The sequence below is a fragment of the Corynebacterium hansenii genome (assembly GCF_030408795.1).
Classification (GTDB): Bacteria; Actinomycetota; Actinomycetes; order Mycobacteriales; family Mycobacteriaceae; genus Corynebacterium; species Corynebacterium hansenii.
Genome location: NZ_CP047211.1, coordinates 802478 through 824408, shown reverse-complemented (window position 1 = coordinate 824408; position 21931 = coordinate 802478). Strand labels below are relative to the sequence as shown.

Annotated in this window: 15 protein-coding genes; 3 read left to right on the top strand and 12 right to left on the bottom strand. The window is 70.4% G+C overall.

Features of this window, described 5'->3' with window-relative positions; translation table 11 throughout:
- The first annotated feature begins 24 nt into the window (after positions 1-24).
- Positions 25-2358, top strand: a complete 2334-nt coding sequence (locus tag CHAN_RS03755; RefSeq protein WP_290291924.1) for a RecQ family ATP-dependent DNA helicase — start codon at positions 25-27, stop codon at positions 2356-2358.
- A gap of 197 nt (positions 2359-2555) precedes the next feature.
- On the opposite strand, the gene rpmA is transcribed toward CHAN_RS03755, so the two are convergent.
- The 4 genes from rpmA to ndk form a co-directional block, all read right to left on the bottom strand.
- Entirely contained in the window at positions 2556-2822 is a 267-nt protein-coding gene (rpmA, locus tag CHAN_RS03750) for a 50S ribosomal protein L27 (protein ID WP_046650489.1), read from the bottom strand.
- A gap of 34 nt (positions 2823-2856) precedes the next feature.
- A complete protein-coding gene (gene rplU / locus CHAN_RS03745; RefSeq protein ID WP_048739419.1) occupies positions 2857-3165 on the bottom strand; it encodes a 50S ribosomal protein L21 in 309 nt (102 codons plus the stop codon).
- Between the two features lie 263 nt (positions 3166-3428).
- The gene (locus CHAN_RS03740) at positions 3429-7826 is read right to left on the bottom strand and encodes a translation initiation factor IF-2 N-terminal domain-containing protein (RefSeq protein ID WP_290291918.1); all 4398 of its coding nucleotides are present in this window, start codon (positions 7824-7826) and stop codon (positions 3429-3431) included.
- Between the two features lie 302 nt (positions 7827-8128).
- On the bottom strand, positions 8129-8539 hold the full coding sequence (ndk, locus tag CHAN_RS03735) for a nucleoside-diphosphate kinase (protein WP_290291915.1): 411 nt from the start codon (positions 8537-8539) through the stop codon (positions 8129-8131).
- 121 nt (positions 8540-8660) lie between these two features.
- Between ndk and CHAN_RS03730 the strand changes: the two genes are divergently transcribed.
- Positions 8661-10265 (top strand): cryptochrome/photolyase family protein, encoded by a 1605-nt coding sequence (locus CHAN_RS03730; protein ID WP_290291912.1) that lies wholly within the window; start codon positions 8661-8663, stop codon positions 10263-10265.
- Between the two features lie 48 nt (positions 10266-10313).
- Here CHAN_RS03730 and CHAN_RS03725 read toward each other — a convergent pair whose 3' ends face one another.
- From CHAN_RS03725 to CHAN_RS03710, 4 genes are all read right to left on the bottom strand, one after another.
- Entirely contained in the window at positions 10314-10733 is a 420-nt protein-coding gene (locus CHAN_RS03725) for a DUF4233 domain-containing protein (protein WP_048739493.1), read from the bottom strand.
- Positions 10734-10831: 98 nt separating this feature from the next.
- A complete protein-coding gene (gene folC, locus CHAN_RS03720) occupies positions 10832-12304 on the bottom strand; it encodes a bifunctional tetrahydrofolate synthase/dihydrofolate synthase (RefSeq protein ID WP_290293302.1) in 1473 nt (490 codons plus the stop codon).
- Positions 12305-12654: 350 nt separating this feature from the next.
- Positions 12655-15399 carry a valine--tRNA ligase gene (locus CHAN_RS03715; RefSeq protein WP_377748412.1) on the bottom strand — a complete coding sequence of 915 codons (2745 nt, stop codon included), beginning with the start codon at positions 15397-15399 and terminating at the stop codon, positions 12655-12657.
- Positions 15400-15536: 137 nt separating this feature from the next.
- Positions 15537-16520: a malate dehydrogenase gene (locus CHAN_RS03710; RefSeq protein WP_290291907.1), complete on the bottom strand. Its 984-nt coding sequence runs from the start codon at positions 16518-16520 to the stop codon at positions 15537-15539.
- 218 nt (positions 16521-16738) lie between these two features.
- Here CHAN_RS03710 and CHAN_RS03705 point away from each other — a divergent pair, with 218 nt between their 5' ends.
- On the top strand, positions 16739-17527 hold the full coding sequence (locus CHAN_RS03705; RefSeq protein WP_053088008.1) for a TetR/AcrR family transcriptional regulator: 789 nt from the start codon (positions 16739-16741) through the stop codon (positions 17525-17527).
- A gap of 495 nt (positions 17528-18022) precedes the next feature.
- Here the strand turns inward: CHAN_RS03705 and clpX are convergent, their stop codons facing one another.
- The 4 genes from clpX to CHAN_RS03685 all read right to left on the bottom strand — a co-directional run bounded on the left by clpX (position 18023) and on the right by CHAN_RS03685 (position 21922).
- Positions 18023-19285 (bottom strand): ATP-dependent Clp protease ATP-binding subunit ClpX, encoded by a 1263-nt coding sequence (gene clpX, locus CHAN_RS03700; RefSeq protein ID WP_048739413.1) that lies wholly within the window; start codon positions 19283-19285, stop codon positions 18023-18025.
- A gap of 301 nt (positions 19286-19586) precedes the next feature.
- Positions 19587-20258, bottom strand: a complete 672-nt coding sequence (locus CHAN_RS03695; RefSeq protein ID WP_290291901.1) for a suppressor of fused domain protein — start codon at positions 20256-20258, stop codon at positions 19587-19589.
- Between the two features lie 160 nt (positions 20259-20418).
- Positions 20419-21090 (bottom strand): suppressor of fused domain protein, encoded by a 672-nt coding sequence (locus CHAN_RS03690; protein WP_290291899.1) that lies wholly within the window; start codon positions 21088-21090, stop codon positions 20419-20421.
- Between the two features lie 217 nt (positions 21091-21307).
- Positions 21308-21922, bottom strand: coding sequence for an ATP-dependent Clp protease proteolytic subunit (locus tag CHAN_RS03685; protein ID WP_377748413.1), 615 nt, complete (start codon positions 21920-21922; stop codon positions 21308-21310).
- Positions 21923-21931: the final 9 nt, after the last annotated feature.

The following is a 21931-nucleotide window of genomic DNA, read 5'->3' as shown; positions in this document are numbered from 1 at the left end:
CGGGCGCCGTGCTTTAGTGGGGTCATGAACGCCGGCGATTCGAGCCAGTCCCCCCAGCCCCCGACCGAGCGGCCCCGGCATGATCAGGCGCCGCATGATCAGGCGCCGTATGAGCCCGCCACCCGCGCGGAGGCCGATGAGCTGCTGCAGGGGTTGGCCGGGCCGGAGACGTCGTTGCGCGACGACCAGTGGCGGGCCATCGACGGGCTGGTCAACGCCCGCGAACGCCTGCTGGTGGTGCAGCGCACGGGCTGGGGCAAGTCGGCGGTGTACTTCATCGCCGCGAAGCTGCTGCGGCGGCGCGGGCGCGGGGCGAGCGTGATCATTTCGCCGCTGCTGGCGCTGATGCGCAACCAGGTCGCGGCGGCGCGGCGGGCGGGCATCCGGGCCGAGACCGTCAACAGCGCGAACATGACGGAGTGGGACGACATCCAGCGGAGGGTGGCAGCCGGCGAGGTCGACGTGCTGCTGGTGTCCCCCGAGCGGCTGAACAACCCGCAGTTCCGCGACGACGTGCTGCCGTCGCTGGCGCGGGCGGCGGGCATGGTCGTGGTCGACGAGGCACACTGCATCTCCGACTGGGGCCATGACTTCCGGCCCGATTACCGGCGCATCCGCGATCTGCTCGCCGGGCTCGGCGAGGGCGTGCCCGTGCTGGCGACCACCGCGACGGCCAACGACCGCGTGGTGGAGGACGTGCGTTCCCAGCTCGGCGACGGCACCGGCGTGCTGCGCGGCGGGCTCGACCGGGAGTCGCTGCGGCTGAGCGTGGTGCGTTTGCCGGATACGACGAAGCGGCCGGCGTGGCTGGCGCAGCATCTGCGCGAGCTGCCGGGCTCGGGCATCATCTACTGCCTGACCGTGGCGGCGGCGGAGGACCTGGCCCAGGCGCTCGGCGCCGCGGGGTACGAGGTCGCCGCGTACACCGGGCGCACCGACGCCGCCGAGCGCGAGCGGCTGGAGGCGGCGCTGCTGGACAACGAGGTCAAGGCGCTGGTGGCGACGTCGGCGCTGGGAATGGGCTTCGACAAGCCCGACCTGGGGTTCGTGGTGCACATGGGCGCGCCGGGATCGCCGATCTCCTACTACCAGCAGATCGGACGCGCCGGCCGCGGCACCGAACGCGCCGAGGTCGTGCTGCTGCCCGGAGCCGAGGATCGGGACATCTGGGAGTACTTCGCATCGCTGTCGTTCCCTGAAGAGGATGTGGTGCGGTCGCTGTTGGACGCGCTGGCGGCGTACGGGGGTCAGCCGGCGTCGACGGCGCGGTTGGAGACCGCCGTGGACCTGTCGCGGTCGCGGCTCGAGCAGGTGCTGAAGGTGCTCGACGTCGACGGTGCGGTGCGGCGCGTGCGCGGTGGCTGGGTGTCCACGGGCGCGCAGTGGGAGTACGACGCCGCCCGTTACGGCGGCCTGGCCGAAGCCCGCAAGGCCGAGCAGGATGCGATGGTCGCCTACGAGCGGCTCGGCGACGACGGGAGCACCGGCGCCGACGCGTGCCGGATGCTGTTCCTGCGCCGCCAGCTCGACGACCCGACCGCGACGGGGCCGTGCGGACGGTGCGACAACTGCACCGGTCGGCGCCTGTCCCCCGACGTCGACGCCGACGTGGACGAGATCGTGCGCGTGCGGCTGACCGAACCGGGCGTGCGCATGCCCGCGCGAAAGCAGTGGCCGACCGGGTTGGACCGGCTCATGGCCGGTGGCGAGGGGCTGGGGCGCGCCGGGGCGACGCTCGGCGCGACCGGGCTGCGCGTGCCGCTGAAGGGGAAGATCCACGGCGTGGGCGAGGGGCGCGCGATCGGCCGCCTCAACGACATCGCGCGGGGGCCTGCACTGACGGAGTTGCTCGCGGCGGCGTCGTGGCGGCCCGATGCCGCGGAATGGAAGCGCGACCGGACGCTGCGCAACCTGGTCGAGGTGCTCGCGGGCTGGGATTGGGACACGCGGCCGGACACCGTCGTCGCGCTGGTCACCCACGACGCGGTCGATCCCGCGGGCGGAGCGACGGCGGGCGCGGCCGGCACGAGCGAAGCCCTCCACGGTTCCGCGTTGGACGAGATGGTGGTGGCCTGCGCCATCGCCGTTGCCGACATCGGGCGCATGGGCTTCGGTGGTGTGCTGCCCGTGCGCGACGGATCACGCCCCGTCGAAGCCCAGAACTCCGCCTACCGGGTGGCCGGTCTGGCCGATCGGTGGGATTGGGTGGCCATCGGCGCACTCGAGCTCGGCGAGGGGCCCATCCTGCTGGTCACCGACTGCGTGGACACGGGCTGGTCGGTGACTCTCGCCGCAGCTGCGCTGGCGTCGGCGACTGGCCGCGAAGTTCTCCCCCTGGCGCTGGCCTCGAGGGGCTGACCCGCCGGCCCCTGCCCCCGCACTCGGCCGCCCCGCACTCGGAGGGCCCGCACTCGGCCGCCCCCCCCACCCCGGCCGAATGCGCGAAAGCGCCGCACCTCCCACGGGGAAGTGCGGCGCTTTCGACGTCAACGCCGCCCCGCGCCGAAACGCGGGGCGGCGAGCGAGGCGCCCGGCCGAAGCCGGAACCGCGGGGCTTACGCCTCGGCGGTCTCGGCCTCGACGATGTTGACGGTGCGCTTGTTGCGCTTGGTGCCGAACTGGACGGCGCCGGCCTTCAGGGCGAAGAGCGTGTCGTCGCCGCCGCGGCCAACGTTCTCACCGGGGTGGAACGAGGTGCCGCGCTGGCGGACCAGGATCTCGCCAGCCTTGACCTGCTGGCCGCCGAAACGCTTCACGCCGAGGCGCTTGGCCTCGGAGTCGCGGCCGTTGCTGGTGCTGGAAGCACCCTTCTTGGAAGCCATGATTCCTCCTTCAGGAAAAGCTTGTTTCGGTGGCTTACTTGGAAACGCCGGTGATCTTCAGGACCGTCAGCGGCTGACGGTGACCGAAGCGACGCTTGTAGCCGGTCTTGTTCTTGTAGTGCATGCCGCGGATCTTCGGGCCCTTGGTGGCCTCGACGATCTCGGCGTTGACGGTGATCTTGGCAAGCTTCTCGGCGTCGGAGGTGACGTCGGAGCCGTCGACGAGCAGAACCGGGGTGAGAGCCACGGTGGAACCCGGCTCACCCTCGATCTTCTCGACCTTGACGAGGTCACCTTCGGCAACCTTGTACTGCTTGCCGCCGGTCTTGACGATCGCGTACATAGGAGGGCTACCCCTTTTTCGTTTACTCGACTCGAGGGACGCAAGTCCCTCGACATGGACAGTTTCTTCTGCGTTCAGCGGCGGCCTCGCGGCTCGTCGTCGCGGCTTCGCGCGCGCTCCCGGCAGGGGCTCGATTCGGGCATGCCCGATACGCCTCTGAACAGCGACTGGTCAAGACTAGCGAATCCCGCCCGCAAATGACAAACCGCCCCCGGGCCGCGAATGAGATCGCGGCCCGGGGGCCAGTCGTCGGCGGTTCGAGCTTAGCCGCGGGAGGTCCGGCGGACTGCGCGGCGGCGGCCTCGGCGGGGCTTGCGGCCGGCATCGTCCTGCTTGGCGACGCCGCCGTCCTTCCCTTCGCCCTGCGCCCCGGAAGACTTCGCCTTCGGGGAAGCGTCCTTCTTCGGCGCATCCTTCTTGGGGGCGTCAGCCGACGTTCCGGCCGGGCCCCGCGAGGTGACGCGGCGGACGGCGCGGCGGCGGCCACGGCGACGGGCGGGACGGCCATCGCCGGAACCGGTCTTGGCCGCTTCCGCCGACCCGGCCTTGGACCCGTCGGAGGACGAGGACTCGGCGCGGGACCCATCGGACGCCTTCGCCGCGCCGCTCTCGCCGCGGCCGCCCTTGCCGGCGCCATCGCCGGAGCCCTTGGCGGGAGACTTGCCAGACTTCTCGCCGGCCCCGCCCTTCGACTCGGCCGCACCCTTGGCGTCGCCCTTGGACTCAGTCGCACTCTTGTCCTGGGCGCCGCCCTTGGCGTCACCGCCGCCCTTGCGGGCACCGGCGCCCTCGCCGAAATCCTCCGGCTTCGGAGCGTGATCCGACCGCGAGCGACCTCGGGTCGGGCGATTGCGGCGCGGGGACTTCTCGAACGCCGCGAGCGCCTCCTCGTACGTCTGCGGCTCGATCGGGGCGTCGTCGGCGCCCCGCTCCGGCTTGGCCTCGACGGACACGGTCTTCTCGGGAGCCTCCGAAACCTCGGCGGTCCCCTTGCCCCGCTGCTCGCCCTGGCCGGAACCGCGGCGCGACGTCGAACGTCGGCGACCGCGGGAACCGCCGCCGGAACGGCCGGCGCCTGCACCGGTGCGGCCCGAATCGTCCTGCGCCGGCTTCTCCGGCTCATCGGCCTCGGCCCCGTACTTCGGCGACGACGGGGTTTCGGCCTTCGCCTCACGCTGGGCTTCAACCTCGCCCGAATCCCGCCGCTGCGCGTCCTCCCGCACGTCATCGCGCGCGCCCTGCCCCTGCTGCGAGGCATGCACCACGCGGCGGCGACGGCGGCGTCGCGCCGAGCGGGACACGTAGCGATCATCCGACGGCTCGTCCGGATCCTTGTCCCGCGCCTCGGCGACGGCGTCCGCCGCCACGCGGGCCAGGGCATCCCCGACGTCGGCGTGCTCGTCGCGGTTGTCGCGCGACGTCTCGCGGCGGCGCGCATCGGCGTCATCCGACGAACGCCCATCGTCGCCACGGCCCTCGCCGTCGCCACCGCGACCGCGCGACGTGGAACGGCGGCCGCGACGGCGGCGGCGCGGCGGACGCGACTCCTCCGATTCGGCGCGCGTCACCGACTCATCGACGGCGCGCTCCTCCTCGGTCATCTCCTCGGCCGGCGCCTGCTCCGACTCGACACCCGGCCGATCATCCGACTGGCCGCCGGACCGATCATCGCGGGCCCGGTCATCGCCCGACTGCTCCGGCCCCTGGCCCGCGCCACCCCGGCGCGCGCCCCGGCGGCTGCGGCGGCGACGGCCGTTGCCGCCGTTTCCGTCGCGCCCATCGGACGAGGCGTCGCGCCGGCCGTCGTCAAGCTGCTCTTCCCGGCCCTCGTCGGCGGAATCCTTCGCGGAGACCTCCGCGCGATCGTCGCCGTTGTCCTTGCGGTGCATCGCCTCGGCCACCGGGTGCTTGGCCGGCGCCTGGTTGCGGCGGCGCTGGCGGCCACGCTGCGGCTCGCCCTCATGGTCCACCGGATCGACGTGGATGATCAGCCCGCGGCCATCGCACGCTTCGCAGGTGGTGGAGAACGTCTCCAGCAGCCCGGTGCCCAGGCGCTTGCGCGTCATCTGGACCAGGCCCAGCGACGTCACCTCCGACACCTCATGGCGGGTGCGGTCGCGGCCCAGCGCCTCCTTCAGGCGGCGCAGCACCAGGTCCTGGTTCTCCGGCAGCACCATGTCGATGAAGTCGACGACGATCATCCCGCCGAGATCGCGCAGGCGCATCTGGCGGACGATCTCCTCCGCCGCCTCCAGGTTGTTGCGCGTGACGGTCTCCTCCAGGTTGCCGCCGGCGCCGGTGAACTTGCCCGTGTTGACGTCGATGACCGTCATGGCCTCGGTGCGCTCGATGATCAGCGTGCCGCCCGACGGCAGCCACACCTTCCGGTCCAGCGCCTTGGCCAGCTGCTCGTCGATGCGGTGGTGGGCGAAGACGTCCTCGCCGCCGTGCTGCTCCGGGCGGTAGCGCTGCAGGCGCCCCACCAGATCCGGTGCGACCTCGTCGACGTAGGAGCGCACGATGCCCCACGCCTTGTCGCCCTCGACGACCAGGCGCGAGAAGTCCTCGTTGAACAGGTCGCGGACGACCTTGATCAGCATGTTCGGCTCTTCGTACATGGTCACCGGCTTGGCGCCCTTGCGGCTCTTCGCCTCCGCGGTGCGCTTGTCGATGTCCTGCCACAGCCCCTCGAGCCGCTGCACGTCGGCGGCGATGGCCTCCTTGGACACGCCCTCGGCGGCGGTGCGGATGATCGTGCCCGACCCCGCCGGGGTGACCTCCTTGAGAATCTCCTTCAGCCGCTTGCGCTCCGGCTCCGGCAGCTTGCGCGAAATGCCGGCGCTGTGGCCGCCCGGCACGTACACCAGGAAGCGGCCGGCCAGCGAAATCTGCATGGACAGGCGGGCGCCCTTGTGGCCCACCGGGTCCTTCGTCGCCTGCACCAGCACCTGGTCGCCGGCCTTGAGCGCATGCTCGATGCGGCGCGAACGCCCCGACGAGCCGAACGCGCGCCAGTTGACGTCCGCGGAGTACAGCACGCCGTTGCGGTCGGTGCCGATGTCGATGAACGCGGCCTCCATGCTGGGCAGCACGTTCTGCACGCGGCCCAGGTAGATGTCGCCGATGATCGACGTCTGCGTGTCGGACGTGACGAAGTGCTCGACCAGCAGATCGTCCTCCAGCACGCCCACCTGCGTGACCATGCCGTGGCCGTCGCGGCGGCGGCGCTCGCGCACCACCATCGTGCGCTCGACGGATTCGCGGCGGGCCAGGAATTCGGCCTCCGAAATCACGTGGCGCTTGCGAGATTCGGCGCGGCGGTCGGCACGGCGACGGCGCTGGGCCTCCAGCCGCGTCGAGCCCTTGATGGCCACCGGCTCGTCGACGACCGGCACCTCCGGCTCGTCGTCGGCGTCGCGCTCGTCGCGCTTCTTCCCGTCCTGTTTTGCGACGCCCGCGTCCCCGCGCTTCGCCGCATCCGAGCCTGCGCCGGACTCGTCGTCGCGGCCGCTGCGGTCATCGCGGTCGTCGCCGCCGTTGCCGTCGTTCTGGACCGAATCGTCCTGGGCACCGCGGCCACGACCGCGGCCGCGACGGCGGCGGCGCGGGCGGGGCTCCCGGGTGCGGTCGGAGTCGTCGCCGGAACCGGAACGGTCATCGGAGTCGTCGGCGTCATCCACGGCATCGGCGATGGCGTCGGCGGATGCGTCATCGACGTCGGCCGAGACGACGGTGACCGGCTCGGGCGCCATGAACACCGGGATCGCGAACGAGGGCTCGGCCGGCGGCGGCGTCACCGGCGGCACGACCTCGACGAGGTGATCGTCCTCGGTGGCGCCGTCGATCGAGTCCGGGATGATCGGCTCGGCGACGTCGACGTCCTCGGCCTTCTTCGCCGGTGCGGCCGGCTTCGACGCGGTGCGCTTGGCCGTGCGGCGGGACCGCGACCGGCGGGTGGCCTTCTCGGGGGTTCCGGTGTCGGCAGCCGCAGTGTCGGAGGTCTCGGGGGCGTCGGGGGTCTCGGGGGTCTCGGGCACCGCAGGCGCCTCGGCGACGATGGTCTCGGCGACGTCGACCTCGTCGGCCTTCTTCGCCGGCGCCGACTTCTTGCCCGCCGTGCGCTTGGCGGTCTTCTTCGAGGTCTTCTTGGCCGCCTTCTTCGCGGTCTTCTTTTCGGTCTTCCGCTCGGCGGCGTCCTCGTCCGCGTCCACCGGGGCGGTGGCCGTGGCCTTCTTCGCGGTGGTCTTCTTGGCGTTCGGCTCGGAGGCCTTCTTCGCGGCGTTCTCGGTGGACTTGGCGGCCGACTTCTTCGCCGTCTTCTTGGTGGCCTTCGCGGCCGTCTTCTTCGCGGGCTCCCCCGGGTTCTCGCCCGCCTTCTGCTCCGCGGCCCCTTCGACGGGCGCATCCGACGGCTGCGACGCCACGACGTCGTCAAGCGACCCCGACTTGGCAACCGCATCCAGGAACCGGTCCCGGTCCCCCGCCGCCACGGACGACGACGCCGACTTCACGGCGACGCCCATCTCCCCCAGGGCGGCGATCAATTCCTTCGACGTGATGCCCACGGCCTTCGCCAGGGCATGCACGCGCATTTTCTCCGGTGCCGATGCGCGATCGAAATCACGGGCATTCGACACGGTGTTGTCGCTGAACTTCAGCACGATATGCGGTTCTCCTCAAGCCGCCCGGCCCTCGCACGGACCGCGCGTTCTGGCGCGGAATCCGGGGGCCGCCTCGGCGGCGATCGTCGTTTTTGATCAAGTTCTGTGGTCGCACGGGCGTTCTGCGGTCAACGTCGTTCCAGTAAATCGCGGAGCGAACGCGGCGTACGCCCGCCATTGTCGCACACGCGAACCATCACCGCCGCCACATGCGCACCCCGGAAACGCGAAAACCGGCTCCCCGCAGGAAAATGCGGGAAGCCGGTGGGTCAACCGCCGGGAAACGGCGGGACAACCGAGGATCAGAGGTTCGGGAACCAGATGCCGATCTCGCGCTCGGCGGACTCCGGCGAATCGGAGCCGTGGACGATGTTCTCCGCGACCTCGAGAGCGAAGTCGCCGCGGATCGAACCCGGGGTGGCGGCCTCGACCGGGTTGGTGCCGCCGGCCAGCTGACGCCACGCGGCGATGGCGTTCGGGCCCTCGACCACGCCCGCGACCAGCGGGGCGGAGGTGATGAAGTCGACGAGCTCGCCGTAGAACGGGCGCTCCTTGTGCTCGGCGTAGTGCTCCTCGGCGGTGGCCTTGTCGGCGACGCGGAGGTCCATGGCGACGAGCTTCAGGCCCTTGCGCTCGATGCGGGAGACGACCTCGCCGACGAGGCCGCGGCGGACGCCATCGGGCTTGATCAGAATCAGAGTGCGTTCGGTCATGCAGGGAAGCATACTTGGCGCCATCTCGGGGCGCGCAGCCGCGCCAAGTGACCCCGGTCACCCTCCGGCGGCCGCGCCGGGGGCGAGGTGAAGTGAACCGCACGGCCGTACCCTGGCCACCATGACCGACGACGCGCCCCGCCCGGCCCTGGTCTGGTTCCGCGACGACCTCCGCACCACCGACCACGCGGCACTGGCCCGCGCCGCCGAATGCGGGCCCGTCGTCGGCCTCTACATCGCGGAGGAAATCCCGGCCGGCGAGTCGGCGGACGCGCCCGGCTCCCCTCCCCCGGGCCCGCGCCCACTCGGGGCTGCCGCGAAGTGGTGGCTCCACCACAGCCTCCACGTTCTCGCCGATGACCTCGCCGGGCTGGGCATCGAACTCCACGTCGCCGCCGGCGACCCGCGTGACATCGTGCCCCGATTGGTCGCCGACCTCGACGCGATCGCCGTCACGTGGCACCGCCGTTACGCACCGGGAGCCCGCGCACTCGACGCCGAGATCGAGGCCGCCTTGCCCCACGCATCCACCCACCCCGGACACCTGCTCAACGAGCCCGGTGACGTGGCCACCGCGCAGGGCCGCCCGTACAAGGTCTTCACCCCCTTCAGCCGCGCCGCGGCCGACAGGCTGGGCGCTGACATGAGCGCCAACCCGGACACCGACCCTGGCGCTGGCCCCGACGGCGACCCGGATGTGGGCGTGGTCGCCGTCCCGACGCAGGAACGTCCGCGGCCGGGCGGGCGCGGGGTCTCCGGCGGGCAACTGCGCGCCACCCATGCCGCCATCGATGCACTGGAGCTGACTGCCGGAGGCCCCGAGAACCCCGCCCCGAACCAATCCGCCGATTTCCACCGATATTGGACGCCGGGAGAAGCGGGCGCGCACGAACGTCTCGCCGCATTCATCGAGCGCCTCGGGGAAGGCCCCACCCCGTCCGATCGCCGCCAGTCCACAGCCGACCTCGAGCACCGCTACGCCACCGGCCGCGATTACATGGCCCTCGACGCCACCAGCCGCCTGTCGCCGCACCTGCGCTTCGGCGAGATCAGCCCGCGGCAGGCGTGGGATGCCATCGCCGGGGCCGTCGACGCCGGGAGCATCGACGCGGCCGATGGCCGGGCGTTCCAGCGGGAACTGCTCTGGCGCGACTTCGCCTGGCACCGCCGCCACCACCTGCCGAATCTCGAGACCGCCAACACCCGCTCCGCATTCGACGCCTTCCCCTGGGCGCGGCTGCCGGAGGATGGCGACGACGCCACGACCAATTCCACGGAAGGCGACGACGCCCTCCGCGAAGCCCTGGCGGCCTGGCGAAACGGCACCACGGGCTTCGGCCTCGTCGACGCCGGCATGCGCGAGCTGCTGGCCACCGGGCACATGCACAACCGGGTGCGCATGGTCGTGGGGTCGCTCCTGACCAAGAACCTGGGCATCCATTGGCGCCACGGCGAGGAGTGGTTCTGGGATCGGCTCGTCGACGCCGACGAGGCCAGCAACCCGTTCAACTGGCAGTGGGTCGCGGGCTGCGGCGACGACGCCGCGCCCTACTTCCGCATCTTCAACCCGGAAACGCAGGCCCGTCGTTACGATTCCACGGCCGCCTACATCCGCCGGTGGGTTCCGGAATACGGCACGCCCGCCTACCCCGCGCCGATCGTCGACCTGCGCGAGTCGCGGGCGGCGGCGCTGGCCGCGTACGAGGCGATGAAAAACGCCGGATAGCCGCCGCCCCGTGGGGCCGCGTCCATCCGGCGCAGTGTGCAAAATGCGCTACAGGTGCTGCGTGGTCAGCAGCCCGCGTTCCATGCGGGCGATGAGGTTCTTGCGCAGATGCAGGATGTACGCCCACACCAGCGCGAAGAAGATGCCCACGAACCCCATGGACCAGTGCACCAGGATCGCCAGCACGCCGAAGACCTGCAGCACGATGTTCGCCGGCAGCGCCCACGGCTTCTTCTGCAGGAACGCCATCACGGCCAGCGCCAGGCCCAGCAGCCCGACGTACCACATGGCGACGGTCGGCCCGAACAGCCCGCCGCCGTCGACGCGCGCCACGACGGTCAGCCCGAGCCACACGGAAATCGCCTGCATGATCAGGGTGCCGGCCATGACGCCGCGCAGCCCCTTCATCGGGTCCTTCTCCGGCTCGTGGCCCGCGCCCAGCGGGCCGTACTTGCCGCCGTCGGACAGGTCGCGCCCCTCGCGGAACGCCCGCAGCTCCTCGTCCGTTTCCGCGTGACGACGGCCCGCGCCGCCCGCGTCCGGCGTGCCGGTGGATCGATCCTCGGTCATTGGGGGTCCTTTCCGAACAGGGTGCGCGCCTCTCCGGCGGTGACCACCGAACCGGTGACCACCACGCCCGAGCCGCTGACGATGCCGTCGCCGGAGTCGGTCTCCTCCGCCAGCGCGACGGCCAGCTCGACCGCCGAGGGCAGCGTGTCGATGCGGTGGATGCGTTCCTCGCCGTAGATCTGCTCGGCGAGCTCGGCCAGATCATCGACGTGCAGGGCGCGCGGCGACGAATTCTGCGTGACGACGAGCTCCTCGAAGTAGGGTTCCAGCTCTTCGAGGATGCCGCGGGCGTCCTTGTCGCCGAGCACCGCGACCACGCCGACGACCTTGCGGAAGTCGAACTCCGCCGTCAGTGCCTCACGCAGCGCCCGGGCCCCATGGGGGTTGTGCGCGGCGTCGACGAACACCGTCGGCGTGGACCGGACTCGCTCGAGGCGGCCGGGCGAGGTCACCGTCGCAAAGCCCTCGCGGACCGCGTCGATGCTCAGGGGACGGCCGGGGCCGGCGCCGAAGAAGGTCTCGACGGCCGCCAGGGCGGTCGCCGCGTTGCGGGCCTGGTGCGCGCCGTGCAGCGGCAGGTGGATGTCCTCGTACTCGCCGGCCAGGCCGCGCAGCGTGAGGTTCTGCCCGCCCACGGCCAGGGTGTGCGCGACGACGCCGTACTCGGAGCCGGCGCGGGCCACCGCGGCATCGCACTCGACGGCGCGGGCCAGCAGGACCTCCATGGCCTCCGGGGCCTGCTCCGCGATGACGGCCACGTTGTCCGGCGGCGCCAGCAGATCCCCGGCGTTCCAGCGGGACTTGATGATGCCCGCCTTCTCCCCCGCGATCTCCGCCAACGTGTCGCCCAGGTAGTCGGTGTGGTCGAGGCCGACCGGGCACACCACGGCGACGTCGGCGTCGGCGACGTTGGTGGCGTCCCACGTGCCGCCCATGCCGACCTCGACGACCGCGACGTCGACCGGGGCATCGGCGAAGGCCGCGTAGGCCATGGCCGTGAGCACCTCGAACTTGGACATCCGCGGGCCGCCCTCGGCCTCCGACGCGGCGTCGACGAGCTCCACGTAGGGCTCGATCTCGCGCCAGATGCGCACGTAGTCGCGCGGGTGCAGCGGGGCGCCGTCGACGGCGATGCGCTCGGTGGCCAATTGCAGGTGCGGGCTGGTGGTGCGCCCGGTGCGGCGGCCCAGGGCGCGGACCAGCGACTCGATCATGCGCACCGTCGACGTCTTGCCGTTGGTGCCGGCGACGTGGATCACCGGCGCGGACCGCTCGGGGTTGCCGAGCAGGTCCATGAGCTTTTCCATGCGCTCCAGCGTCGGGTCGATCTTCGTCTCCGGCCACCGGGTGTCCAGCTCGGCCTCGACGGCGGCGAGCTCGGCGAGATCCTCCTGGGTGATTTCCATCGGCGCCGGGGCGTTGACCGGCTGGTCGACGTCGACGGGCAGGCTCAGGCCCTCCTCATCCATCGACACGGCGCCGAAGCGGCCCAGAAGGTCCGCGTCCGCGCCCCCGTCGCGCTCCTCCTCCGCCGCGGCGATGCCGTCGGCGGTCGGAGAGGACTCGTCGGTGGTGCCGCCGGACAGCGTCGCCGCCAGCTCGCGGGGCTCGGTGTCCTCCACGATCTGCGCGGTGGCCGGATCGAAGCCGTCGTCGTCGGAAAGCTCCAGGGGCTCGCCGGCCGAGCCTTCCGCGCCGTCCCCGTCCGCGCCCGCCTCCGGCTGGTCGGCCGGGGCGAGGTCATCGAGGATCAGGCGGATCTCGTCGTCTCTGCCGGCGGCGCGGTCGCGGCCGCCGCCCGTGGCGTCGTTGCGCTCGGTCATGCCTTCGGCAGTCCCTCCAGGCGGGCGGTGATGCGCTCGATCTCCTCGCGCGCCACCTTGTTGCGGGTGCGGATCTTGTCCACCACGGCATCCGGGGCCTTCGCCAGGAAGGACTCGTTGCCCAGCTTCTTCTCGGTGCCGGCCAGCTCCTTCTCGGCGACGGCGAGGTCCTTCTCCAGGCGCTTGCGCTCGGCGGCGACGTCGACGGTGCCGGAGGTGTCCAGCTCGACGGTGACGGTCGCCGTCGACAGGCGGACCTCGATGGAGGCGGTGGCCGTGAAGCCCTCCTCCGGGGTCTCCAGCCGCGCCAGCGAACGGACGATGCCCTCCTGCGCCGCCAGATCGGCCGCGGCCGCGTCGAAGCGCGCGGGCACGCGCTGCGACGGCTTCACGCCCTGGTCGGAGCGGAAGCGGCGCACCTCGGTGACCAGCTTCTGGGCGTCGTCGATGCGGCGCGCCGCGTCGGCATCGGCCTCGGCGCCGCCGTTGGCCGCGCCCGCCTCCGGCCACGACGCGATGACCAGCGACTCGGGCGTGCCCTCGTCGCCGTCGGTCAGGGCCTTCCACAGCACCTCGGTGACGAACGGGATCGTCGGGTGCAGCAGGCGCAGCAGAGTGTCCAGCACGTGACCCAGCACCAGGCGCGTCGACTCGGAGCGTGCGGCCTGCTCGGCCGTCGGCTCCTCGCCCTCGGCCAGGCGCGGGAAGTCCACCTTGGACATCTCCAGGTACCAGTCGCAGAACTCGTCCCACGCGAAGTGGTACAGGGCCTCGTTGGCCTTGGCGAACTCGTACTTGTCCAGCGCACCGTCGACGTCGGCGCGGACCTGCTCCAGGCGGTCGAGGATCCACCGGTCGGTGTCCGTCAGCGTCTCGCGCGGCGGCAGGCCTCCGACGCGGGCGCCGTTCATCAGCGCGAAGCGGGTCGCGTTGAACAGCTTGGTGGCGAAGTTGCGCGAGCTCTGCGCCGAATCCTCGCCCACCGGCAGGTCGGAGCCGGGGTTGGCGCCGCGGGCCAGGGTGAAGCGCAGTGCGTCGGCGCCGTAGTCGCGCACCCAGTCCAGCGGGTCGATGCCGTTGCCCAGGGACTTGGACATCTTGCGGCCCTGCTCGTCGCGCACCAGGCCGTGCAGGAACACGTCGGTGAACGGGATCTGCGGGCGGCCGCCGGCGCCCTCACCCAGCGGCGAGTTCGGCAGGGTGGCGGCGAAGGTCGAGAACATCATCATGCGCGCGACCCAGAAGAACAGGATGTCGTAGCCCGTGACCAGCACGGACGTCGGGTAGAACTTGGCCAGCTCCGGGGTGGCCTCCGGCCAGCCCATCGTGGAGAACGGCCACAGCGCCGACGAGAACCACGTGTCCAGCACGTCGGGGTCCTGCGTCCAGCCCTCGCCGGTCGGCTCCGGGTCATCCGGCCCGACGCAGACGATCTCGCCCTCCGGCCCGTACCAGATCGGGATGCGGTGGCCCCACCAGAGCTGGCGCGAGATGCACCAGTCGTGCATGTCGTCGACCCAGTCGAACCAGCGCGGCTCCTGCGACGCCGGGTGGATGACGGTGTCGCCCTCGCGGACGGCGTCGCCGGCCATCTTCGCCAACTCGTCGACCTTCACCCACCACTGCTCGGACAGGCGCGGCTCGATGACCTCGCCGGAGCGCTCCGAGTGGCCCACCGAGTGGACGTACGGGCGGACCTCCTTGACGATGCGCCCCTGCTCCCGAAGCGCCTCCGTCACGGCCTTCCGAGCCTCGAAGCGGTCCATGCCGTCGAAGCGGGTGCCGGTGCCGGCGATGGTTCCGGTGGCGTCGATGACCTCCGGCATGTCCAGGTCGTGGCGCTGGCCCATGGCGAAGTCGTTGGGGTCGTGGGCGGGGGTGATCTTCACCGCGCCGGAGCCGAACTCCGGGTCCACGTAATCGTCGGCGATGACCGTCAGCGTCAGGTCGTCGCGGAACGGGTGCGGCAGGGTCTTGCCCACCAGCGCCGTGTGCCGCTCGTCCTCCGGGTGGACGGCCACCGCGACGTCGCCGAGCATCGTCTCGACGCGCGTGGTGGCCACCACGATCGAATCCTCCCCGTCGCCGTAGCGGAAGGACACCAGCTCGCCGTCGCGATCCTCGTACTTGACCTCGATGTCGGAGATCGCGGTCTGCAGCACCGGCGACCAGTTGACCATGCGCTTGGCACGGTAGATCAGGCCGCGGTCGAACAGCTCCTTGAAGATCGTCTGCACCGCCCGCGACAGGCCGTCGTCAAGCGTGAAGCGCTCGCGCGACCAGTCGACCGAATCGCCGATCTGCCGCATCTGGCCGCCGATGACGCCGCCGTACTCCTTCTTCCACTCCCAGACGCGCTCGATGAACTCCTCGCGCCCGTAGTCGAACCGGTCCTTGCCCTCGGACTCCTTCAGCTGCGCCTCGACCTTCGTCTGCGTGGCGATGCCCGCGTGGTCCATGCCCGGCAGCCACAGCACCTCGAACCCCTGCATCCGCTTGCGGCGGGCGAGGGCGTCCATCAGCGTGTGGTCGAGCGCGTGGCCCATGTGCAGCTGGCCGGTCACGTTCGGCGGCGGCAGCACGATCGAATACGCCGGCTTGTCGCTGCCGGCGTCGGCGGTGAAGTACCCGGCATCCACCCAGCCCTGGTAGAGATCCGCCTCCACCTCGGAGGGGTTCCACGACTTCGGCAGATTGTCGGCGCGGTTCGGAAGATTCTCGGCGTTGGTCACGTCGGACAGTCTAGAGGGTCGGCCGGACCGCGCCGCCCACCACGTCCGTCCCTGGTCGCACGGGAACGGCGGAGGGGACGTCGCAAAGCGAAATGCTTTGCGACGCCCCCTCCCGGGCCGGTGCGCCCGGCCCCGCGGTGCGCCGGTTACGGCAGCAGGTCGGCGATCGCGTCGCGCTCCGCGCGCAGCTCCTCGACGTTGGCGTCGATGCGGGCGCGCTGGTAGTCGGAGATCTCCAGGCCCTGGACGATCTCCCACTTGCCGTCGACGCAGCGGCACGGCATGCCGGTGACCAGGCCCTCGTCGATGCCGTAGGAACCGTCGGACGGCAGGGCCACGGACACCCAGTCATCGCCCGGGACGCCCTGCACCCAGTCGCGCATGTGGTCGATGGCGGCGGCCGCGGCGGAGGCGGCCGAGGAAGAGCCGCGGACCTCGATGATCTCGGCGCCGCGCTTGGCCACGCGCGGGATGAACTCGTCGTCCAGCCAGGCCCGGTCGACCAGGTCGGAGACCTTCTCGCCGCCGACGGTGGCGTAGGTGACGTCCGGGAACTGGGTGGCCGAGTGGTTGCCCCACACGACGACCTTCTCGAAGTCGGTGATCGTGCGATCGAGCTTGGCCGCCAGCTGCGACAGGGCGCGGCTGTGGTCGAGGCGCATCATCGCGGTGAAACGGTCGGACGGGATGTCCTTGGCGTGCTGCGCGGTGATGAGGGCGTTGGTGTTGGCCGGGTTGCCGACGACGAGCACGCGGATGTCGTCCGCGGCGTGGTCGTTCAGCGCGCGGCCCTGGGGGCCGAAGATCTTGCCGTTGGCGGACAGCAGGGCCGAACGCTCCTCGCCCTTGCCGCGCGGCTTCGCGCCGACGAGGAACGCGGCGTTGGCGCCGTCGAACGCCTTGTTCGCGTCATCGGTGATGTTGATGCCGCGCAGCAGCGGGAAGGCGGAGTCCTGGAGTTCCATGGCGACACCCTCGGTCGCGCCCAGCGCGGCCGGGATCTCGAGGAGGTTCAGCTCGACGGGAACGTCGTAGCCGAAGACGTCGCCGTGGGCGAGACGGAACAGCAGGGAGTACGAGATCTGACCGGCGGCGCCGGTGACGGCGACCTTCACGGGAGAAACGCTCACGATGGTCCTTTCCTTGGATTCGCTTACGCGGTCAACGATATAGGCGCATCGGCCGCTGCGCAGATGGGGGAGGACGGGACCGACCCAGCGCAAATCTGGATAGCATGAAGCGGATCCGCCCCTGCATTTCCGCTTTTTCAGGTTGCCCACCGCGCAATCCGGGGCGGCCACCCCCGTTCACAGACGGGACACCACCCGAATCCCCGGAAAGGCGATACATGAAGGCCTCAGGCAGCACCGACGCGATCCCCCACGCCGTCCTCGAGGCGGCGCTCGGTGAATTCACCGCGAAGGGGTACGCCGATGCACGCCTCGACGCCATCTCGTCGTCGTCCGGCGTCTCCAAGCGCATGCTGCACTACCACTGCGGCGACAAGATGGGGCTCTACCGCACGACCATGAACTACGTGCTGAGCCTCCTGCGCCCCGACCCGGAGGACCTGCGCGTCGACTCCGAGGTCCCCGTGGACGTCCTCCGCCACGTCGTCGGCGTCATCTTCGACTGCTTCGCGAACAACCCCTCGGCGGTGCGCTTCATCGCCCAGGAGAACATGCACCCGGTGCTCCCCCTCGAAGAGTCTTCGGCCCTGGCGGAGCAGTCCCCCATCGTGCTCGAGTTCGACCGCGTGCTGCTGCTCGGCCGCGACTACGGCGCGTTCCGCACCGACGTGTCCGCGCTGGACATCTACTACATCGTCGCGTCGATGGCGCAGTTCCCGACGCTCAACGAGCGCACCTTCGACAACCTCTACAGCCTGGAGCTGACGTCGGAGACGCTCATCGACCGCCTGCGCGAGATGGCCCGTGACGCCGTGACCGGCTTCCTCACCGCGACCACCACGTGGCAGCACGGGACGTCGTACGTCACCACCACCCCGCGGCGGAAGGTCGAGCCGCGCCTGGTCGACGAGGTTTACGCCGACGACTCCCCGGCGATCCTCGACGAACGCGCCGAAGGCGACGTCGCGCCGCAGTTCACCGACATGTACGACGAGGGCCAGGAATAGGCCGGCGGAGTTCCCGCCCGCGTAGGCGACTCGCGCCACCTGTTCCCCCACCCGCGTAGGCGACCAGCACCACTTGTCGACCCCGTTCGCCTGGTCGACCAGCACCATATGTCGACCCAGTCCGCGTGGTCGACCAGCAACACCGCACACCTCTCGGCGACGATCCCGAGCCGCGTAGGCGACCTGCGCCCGTGGCCCCGACCTGCGCAAACGACCTGCGCCGGATGCGGCCGCTTCACCCTGGGCCGGCCGCGATGGGCTCGTGTCATTTGATCAACGCTCATCCCACGCTCGCCACAAACACGCAGGTGGTCACAAGTGCTACGCGGAAGCGTCGATCATTTGACACGACTGCGCCTAGCCGGCGAAGCACTCGAGCCGACGGCGGCCCGGAGCAGACGACGGCCGTGAGCAGACGACGGCCCGGCCCCACGCGATGTGGAGGCCGGGCCGATTCCGCGCGGGCCGTCGTCAAGCGGCGGCCGCGGGCAAGGTCTACGCGCTGCGCTCGTCGGGCTCCGCGAGCACCAACTCCGGGGCGTCGCCGTCGGTGACGCACCCCCGGTGGATGATCACCTGCGCGATGTCATCGCGGTCCGGCACGTCGAACATGACCGGAACCAGGATCTCCTCCATGATGCCGCGCAGTCCGCGGGCACCGGTCTTGCGCTCGATGGCCTTCGCCGCGATGGCATGCAGCGCGTCGTCGTCGATGCGCAGCTCCACGCCGTCCATCTCGAAAAGGCGCTCATACTGGCGGACCAGCGAATTGCGCGGCTCCGTGAGCACGCGCACCAGTGCATCCTCATCGAGGTTCGTCACCGACGCGATGACCGGCAGACGGCCGATGAACTCCGGGATGAGCCCGAAGCGGATCAGGTCCTCCGGCAGCACCTCGCGGAACGGATCGACCTCGTCGACATCGGCCTTCGAGTGCACGTCCGCACCGAAGCCGAGGCTCTTCCGCCCCACGCGCTCCTGCACGACCTTCTCCAGCCCGGCGAACGCGCCCGCCACGATGAACAGCACGTTGGAGGTGTCGAACTGGATGAACTCCTGGTTCGGATGCTTGCGGCCGCCCTGCGGCGGGACCGCGGCGACGGTACCCTCGAGGATCTTCAGCAGCGCCTGCTGCACGCCCTCGCCCGACACATCGCGGGTGATGGACGGGTTCTCCGACTTGCGCGAGATCTTGTCCACCTCATCGACGTAGATGATGCCGCGCTGCGCCTTGGCCACGTCGAAATCGGCGGCCTGCAGGAGCTTGAGCAGGATGTTCTCCACGTCCTCGCCGACGTAGCCGGCCTCGGTGAGGCTGGTGGCGTCGGCGATGGCGAAGGGCACGTCCAGCTTCCGCGCCAGCGTCTGCGCCAGATGCGTCTTGCCGCAGCCGGTCGGGCCGAGCATCAGGATGTTCGACTTCGACAGTTCGACGTCGTCGCGGGCCCCCTGCTCCTCGGCACGGATCCGCTTGTAGTGGTTGTAGACGGCCACCGCGAGCGTGCGCTTGGCGACGTCCTGGCCGATGACGTACTCGTCGAGGAAATCGCGGATCTCGGCCGGGCGGGGCAGACGGTCGCCGCTCTCCTCCGGCGCCGAGCCGACGTTGAGCTCTTCCTCGATGATCTCGTTGCACAGCTCGATGCACTCGTTGCAGATGTAGACGCCCGGCCCGGCGATGAGCTTCTTGACCTGCTTCTGGCTCTTCCCGCAGAAGGAGCATTTCAGAAGGTCGGCGCTTTCCTGCATGCGTGCCATATCCGTCCGGCCCCACTTCCTTGGTCGTTGTCTCGGCGGACACCCCGCCGACGGTCGCGTCGACCGCCCGTTGGCTGCAACCCCCGGGCGGACGACGATATTCCGTGCGAACCCCGCGACGCCAATCGCTTGCGACGCGCGGGCCCGATCGCACCCAGCCTAGCCCGCCGACCGGACCGCAACGGTGAAGCCCGGGCCCCACGGCGCGGCGACGCCATGGCGTCGACGTGAGCGCCGCGATGCGGTTGTCGGACGGTCGATCCGCCGGGCGTCACACCACCGGAGGCCGGTCCGCCGGGGGTCACACCACCGGCGGCCGGTCCGGATGGATACCCTCGGTCACCCCGTGCTCCTCGAGCAATTCGAAGAGCGCATCGGCACCATGCTCCATCTTGTACTCCAGCTCCGAGGGGTACAGCGGGTAGAGACCGTAGAAGAAGCAGGTGACGTCGCCGACTTCCAGCCCCATAACGGCGTAGTCGTCTTCGGGCAGCGAAAACACCGGGCCGAGGAACATAGAGTTGAAGCCGGTGCCGGGGTACGTCTCCGCGGGGTCCTCTGCGACCTGGATCGTGTGGCCGATGCAGAAGAACGTGTCCATCTCGTACGGGACGCGGGCAGCCTGCTTCAGGTTGGAGATCGGCCAGAACCACCGGTCCGCTTCATCATCCGGCATGGCCTGGATCTCGTCGAGGCGCGGCCAGTCGGCGGGCAGGGTCATGATGAGCTCAAACCGGTCGGGCATCGACTTGTCGGGCATCTTCATGCGGTAGGCGGAGGCGCCGACGGTGGCCAGCGTCCACACGTTGCGCCCCTCCGTGGGCTCCCACACGAAGACGTCGAGGTGAATTTCGTCGGAAACGATCTCGTGCCACACGTAGGGCTCGCCGGGGATGTACTTGTCCAGGTGCGGGACGACATTGTCGACGAAGTCATGGTCGATGCGGGATTTGCTCTTGAAGAAGTTGAACATGCCGATAAAGCTACAGTGGCCCGCCGCCTACCGATCACGAATTTCTCCGGTGCACTCCATCCCGGCCCCTTTCCCCGGCCTTCCCCCTGCCCTCTCCCTGTCGCTCCCCCCGCGCCCGCCATCCCCCCGCACGACGAAGCGGCGGGGGCACGGCCTGGCGTCACATCACCGGCGGCCGGTCCAGGTGGACGCCTTCGGTCACCCCGTGCTCCTCGAACAAATCAAAGAGGGCATCGGCACCATGCTCCATCTTGAACTCCAGCTCCGAGGGGTACAGCGGGTAGAGAGCGTAGAAGAAGCAGGTGGCGTCGTCGGCTTCCAGCTCCTGGACGGCGTAGTCGTCTTCGGGCAGCGAAATCACCGGGCCGAGGAGCATGGAGTTGAAACCGGTGCCGGGGTACGTCTCCCCGGGATCCTCGCCGGCCTGGATGGTGTGGCCGATGCAGAAGAACGTGTCCATCTCGTACGGGACGCGGGCGGCCTGCTTCAGGTTGGCGATCGGCCAGAACCAGCGTTCCGATTCATCATCCGGCATGGCCTGGATCTCGTCGAGGCGCGGCCAGTCGGCGGGCAGGGTCATGATGAGCTCGCAGCGGTCCGGCATCGATTTGTGGGGCATCTTCATGCGGTAGGCGGAGGCGCCGACCGTGGCCAGCGTCATCACGTTGCGCTCCTCCGTGGGCTCCCAGACGAAGAGATCGAGCCGAATGTCGCCGGAGACGATCTCCTGCAACACGTAGGGCTCGCCGGGGATGTACTTGTCCAGGTGCGGGGGGACATTGTCGACGAAATCATGGTCGATGCGGGATTTGCTCTTGAAGAAGTTGAACATGCCGATAAAGCTACAGTGGCCCGCCGCCTACCGATCACGGGTTCCCCTCCCCCTTCCCCCGTGCGCGCCGTCGACGGCCTCCCCCTTCCCCCGCGCGCGCCATCGCTCCCCCGCGCCATCGCCCCCGCGCCCGCCACCCCCGCGCACGACGAAGCGGCGGGGGCACGGCCGATGCGCCGTCGCCCCCGCCGCCTCGCTCGCGGCGACCGTCTCCCGCTTACTTGTTCAGCTTGCGGTACTCGAAGACCTGGTCGATGATGCCGTATTCCTTGGCCTGCTCGGCGGTCAGGATCTTGTCGCGGTCGGTGTCCAGGCGGATCTGCTCGGCGGACTGGCCGGTGTGTTCCGCCAGGGTCTCCTCCATCAGCTTGCGCATGCGCTCGATCTCGGCGGCCTGGATCTCCAGGTCGGACACCTGGCCCTGCACGCCCTGCGTCGCCGGCTGGTGGATGAGCACGCGGGCGTTGGGCAGCGCCGCGCGCTTGCCCGGCGCACCGGCGGCGAGCAGCACGGCGGCGGCCGACGCGGCCTGGCCCAGGCACACGGTGCGCACGTCGGGGCGGACGTACTGCATGGTGTCGTAGATCGCCATCAGCGACGTGAACGAGCCGCCGGGCGAGTTGATGTACATGGTGATGTCGCGGTCGGGGTCCAGCCCCTCCAGCACCAGCAGCTGCGCCATGATGTCGTTGGCGGCGGTGTCGTCGACCTGCGATCCGAGGAAGATGATGCGCTCCTCGAACAGCTTGTTGTACGGGTTCGACTCCTTGGCGCCGAAGCTGGAGTGCTCGACGAAGGACGGCAGCACGTAGCGCGACTGCGGCATCTGCATGTTGTTGCT

Bases quoted from the DNA above. Each gene is read 5' to 3' on its own strand.
- CHAN_RS03755 (WP_290291924.1), top strand. From the start codon at position 25: ATGAACGCCGGCGATTCGAGCCAGTCCCCCCAGCCCCCGACCGAGCGG.
- rpmA (WP_046650489.1), bottom strand. From the start codon at position 2,822: ATGGCTTCCAAGAAGGGTGCTTCCAGCACCAGCAACGGCCGCGACTCC.
- rplU (WP_048739419.1), bottom strand. From the start codon at position 3,165: ATGTACGCGATCGTCAAGACCGGCGGCAAGCAGTACAAGGTTGCCGAA.
- ndk (WP_290291915.1), bottom strand. From the start codon at position 8,539: ATGACCGAACGCACTCTGATTCTGATCAAGCCCGATGGCGTCCGCCGC.
- CHAN_RS03730 (WP_290291912.1), top strand. From the start codon at position 8,661: ATGACCGACGACGCGCCCCGCCCGGCCCTGGTCTGGTTCCGCGACGAC.
- folC (WP_290293302.1), bottom strand. From the start codon at position 12,304: ATGGATGAGGAGGGCCTGAGCCTGCCCGTCGACGTCGACCAGCCGGTC.
- CHAN_RS03705 (WP_053088008.1), top strand. From the start codon at position 16,739: ATGAAGGCCTCAGGCAGCACCGACGCGATCCCCCACGCCGTCCTCGAG.
- clpX (WP_048739413.1), bottom strand. From the start codon at position 19,285: ATGGCACGCATGCAGGAAAGCGCCGACCTTCTGAAATGCTCCTTCTGC.
- CHAN_RS03695 (WP_290291901.1), bottom strand. From the start codon at position 20,258: ATGTTCAACTTCTTCAAGAGCAAATCCCGCATCGACCATGACTTCGTC.
- CHAN_RS03690 (WP_290291899.1), bottom strand. From the start codon at position 21,090: ATGTTCAACTTCTTCAAGAGCAAATCCCGCATCGACCATGATTTCGTC.
- CHAN_RS03685 (WP_377748413.1), bottom strand. From the start codon at position 21,922: ATGCAGATGCCGCAGTCGCGCTACGTGCTGCCGTCCTTCGTCGAGCAC.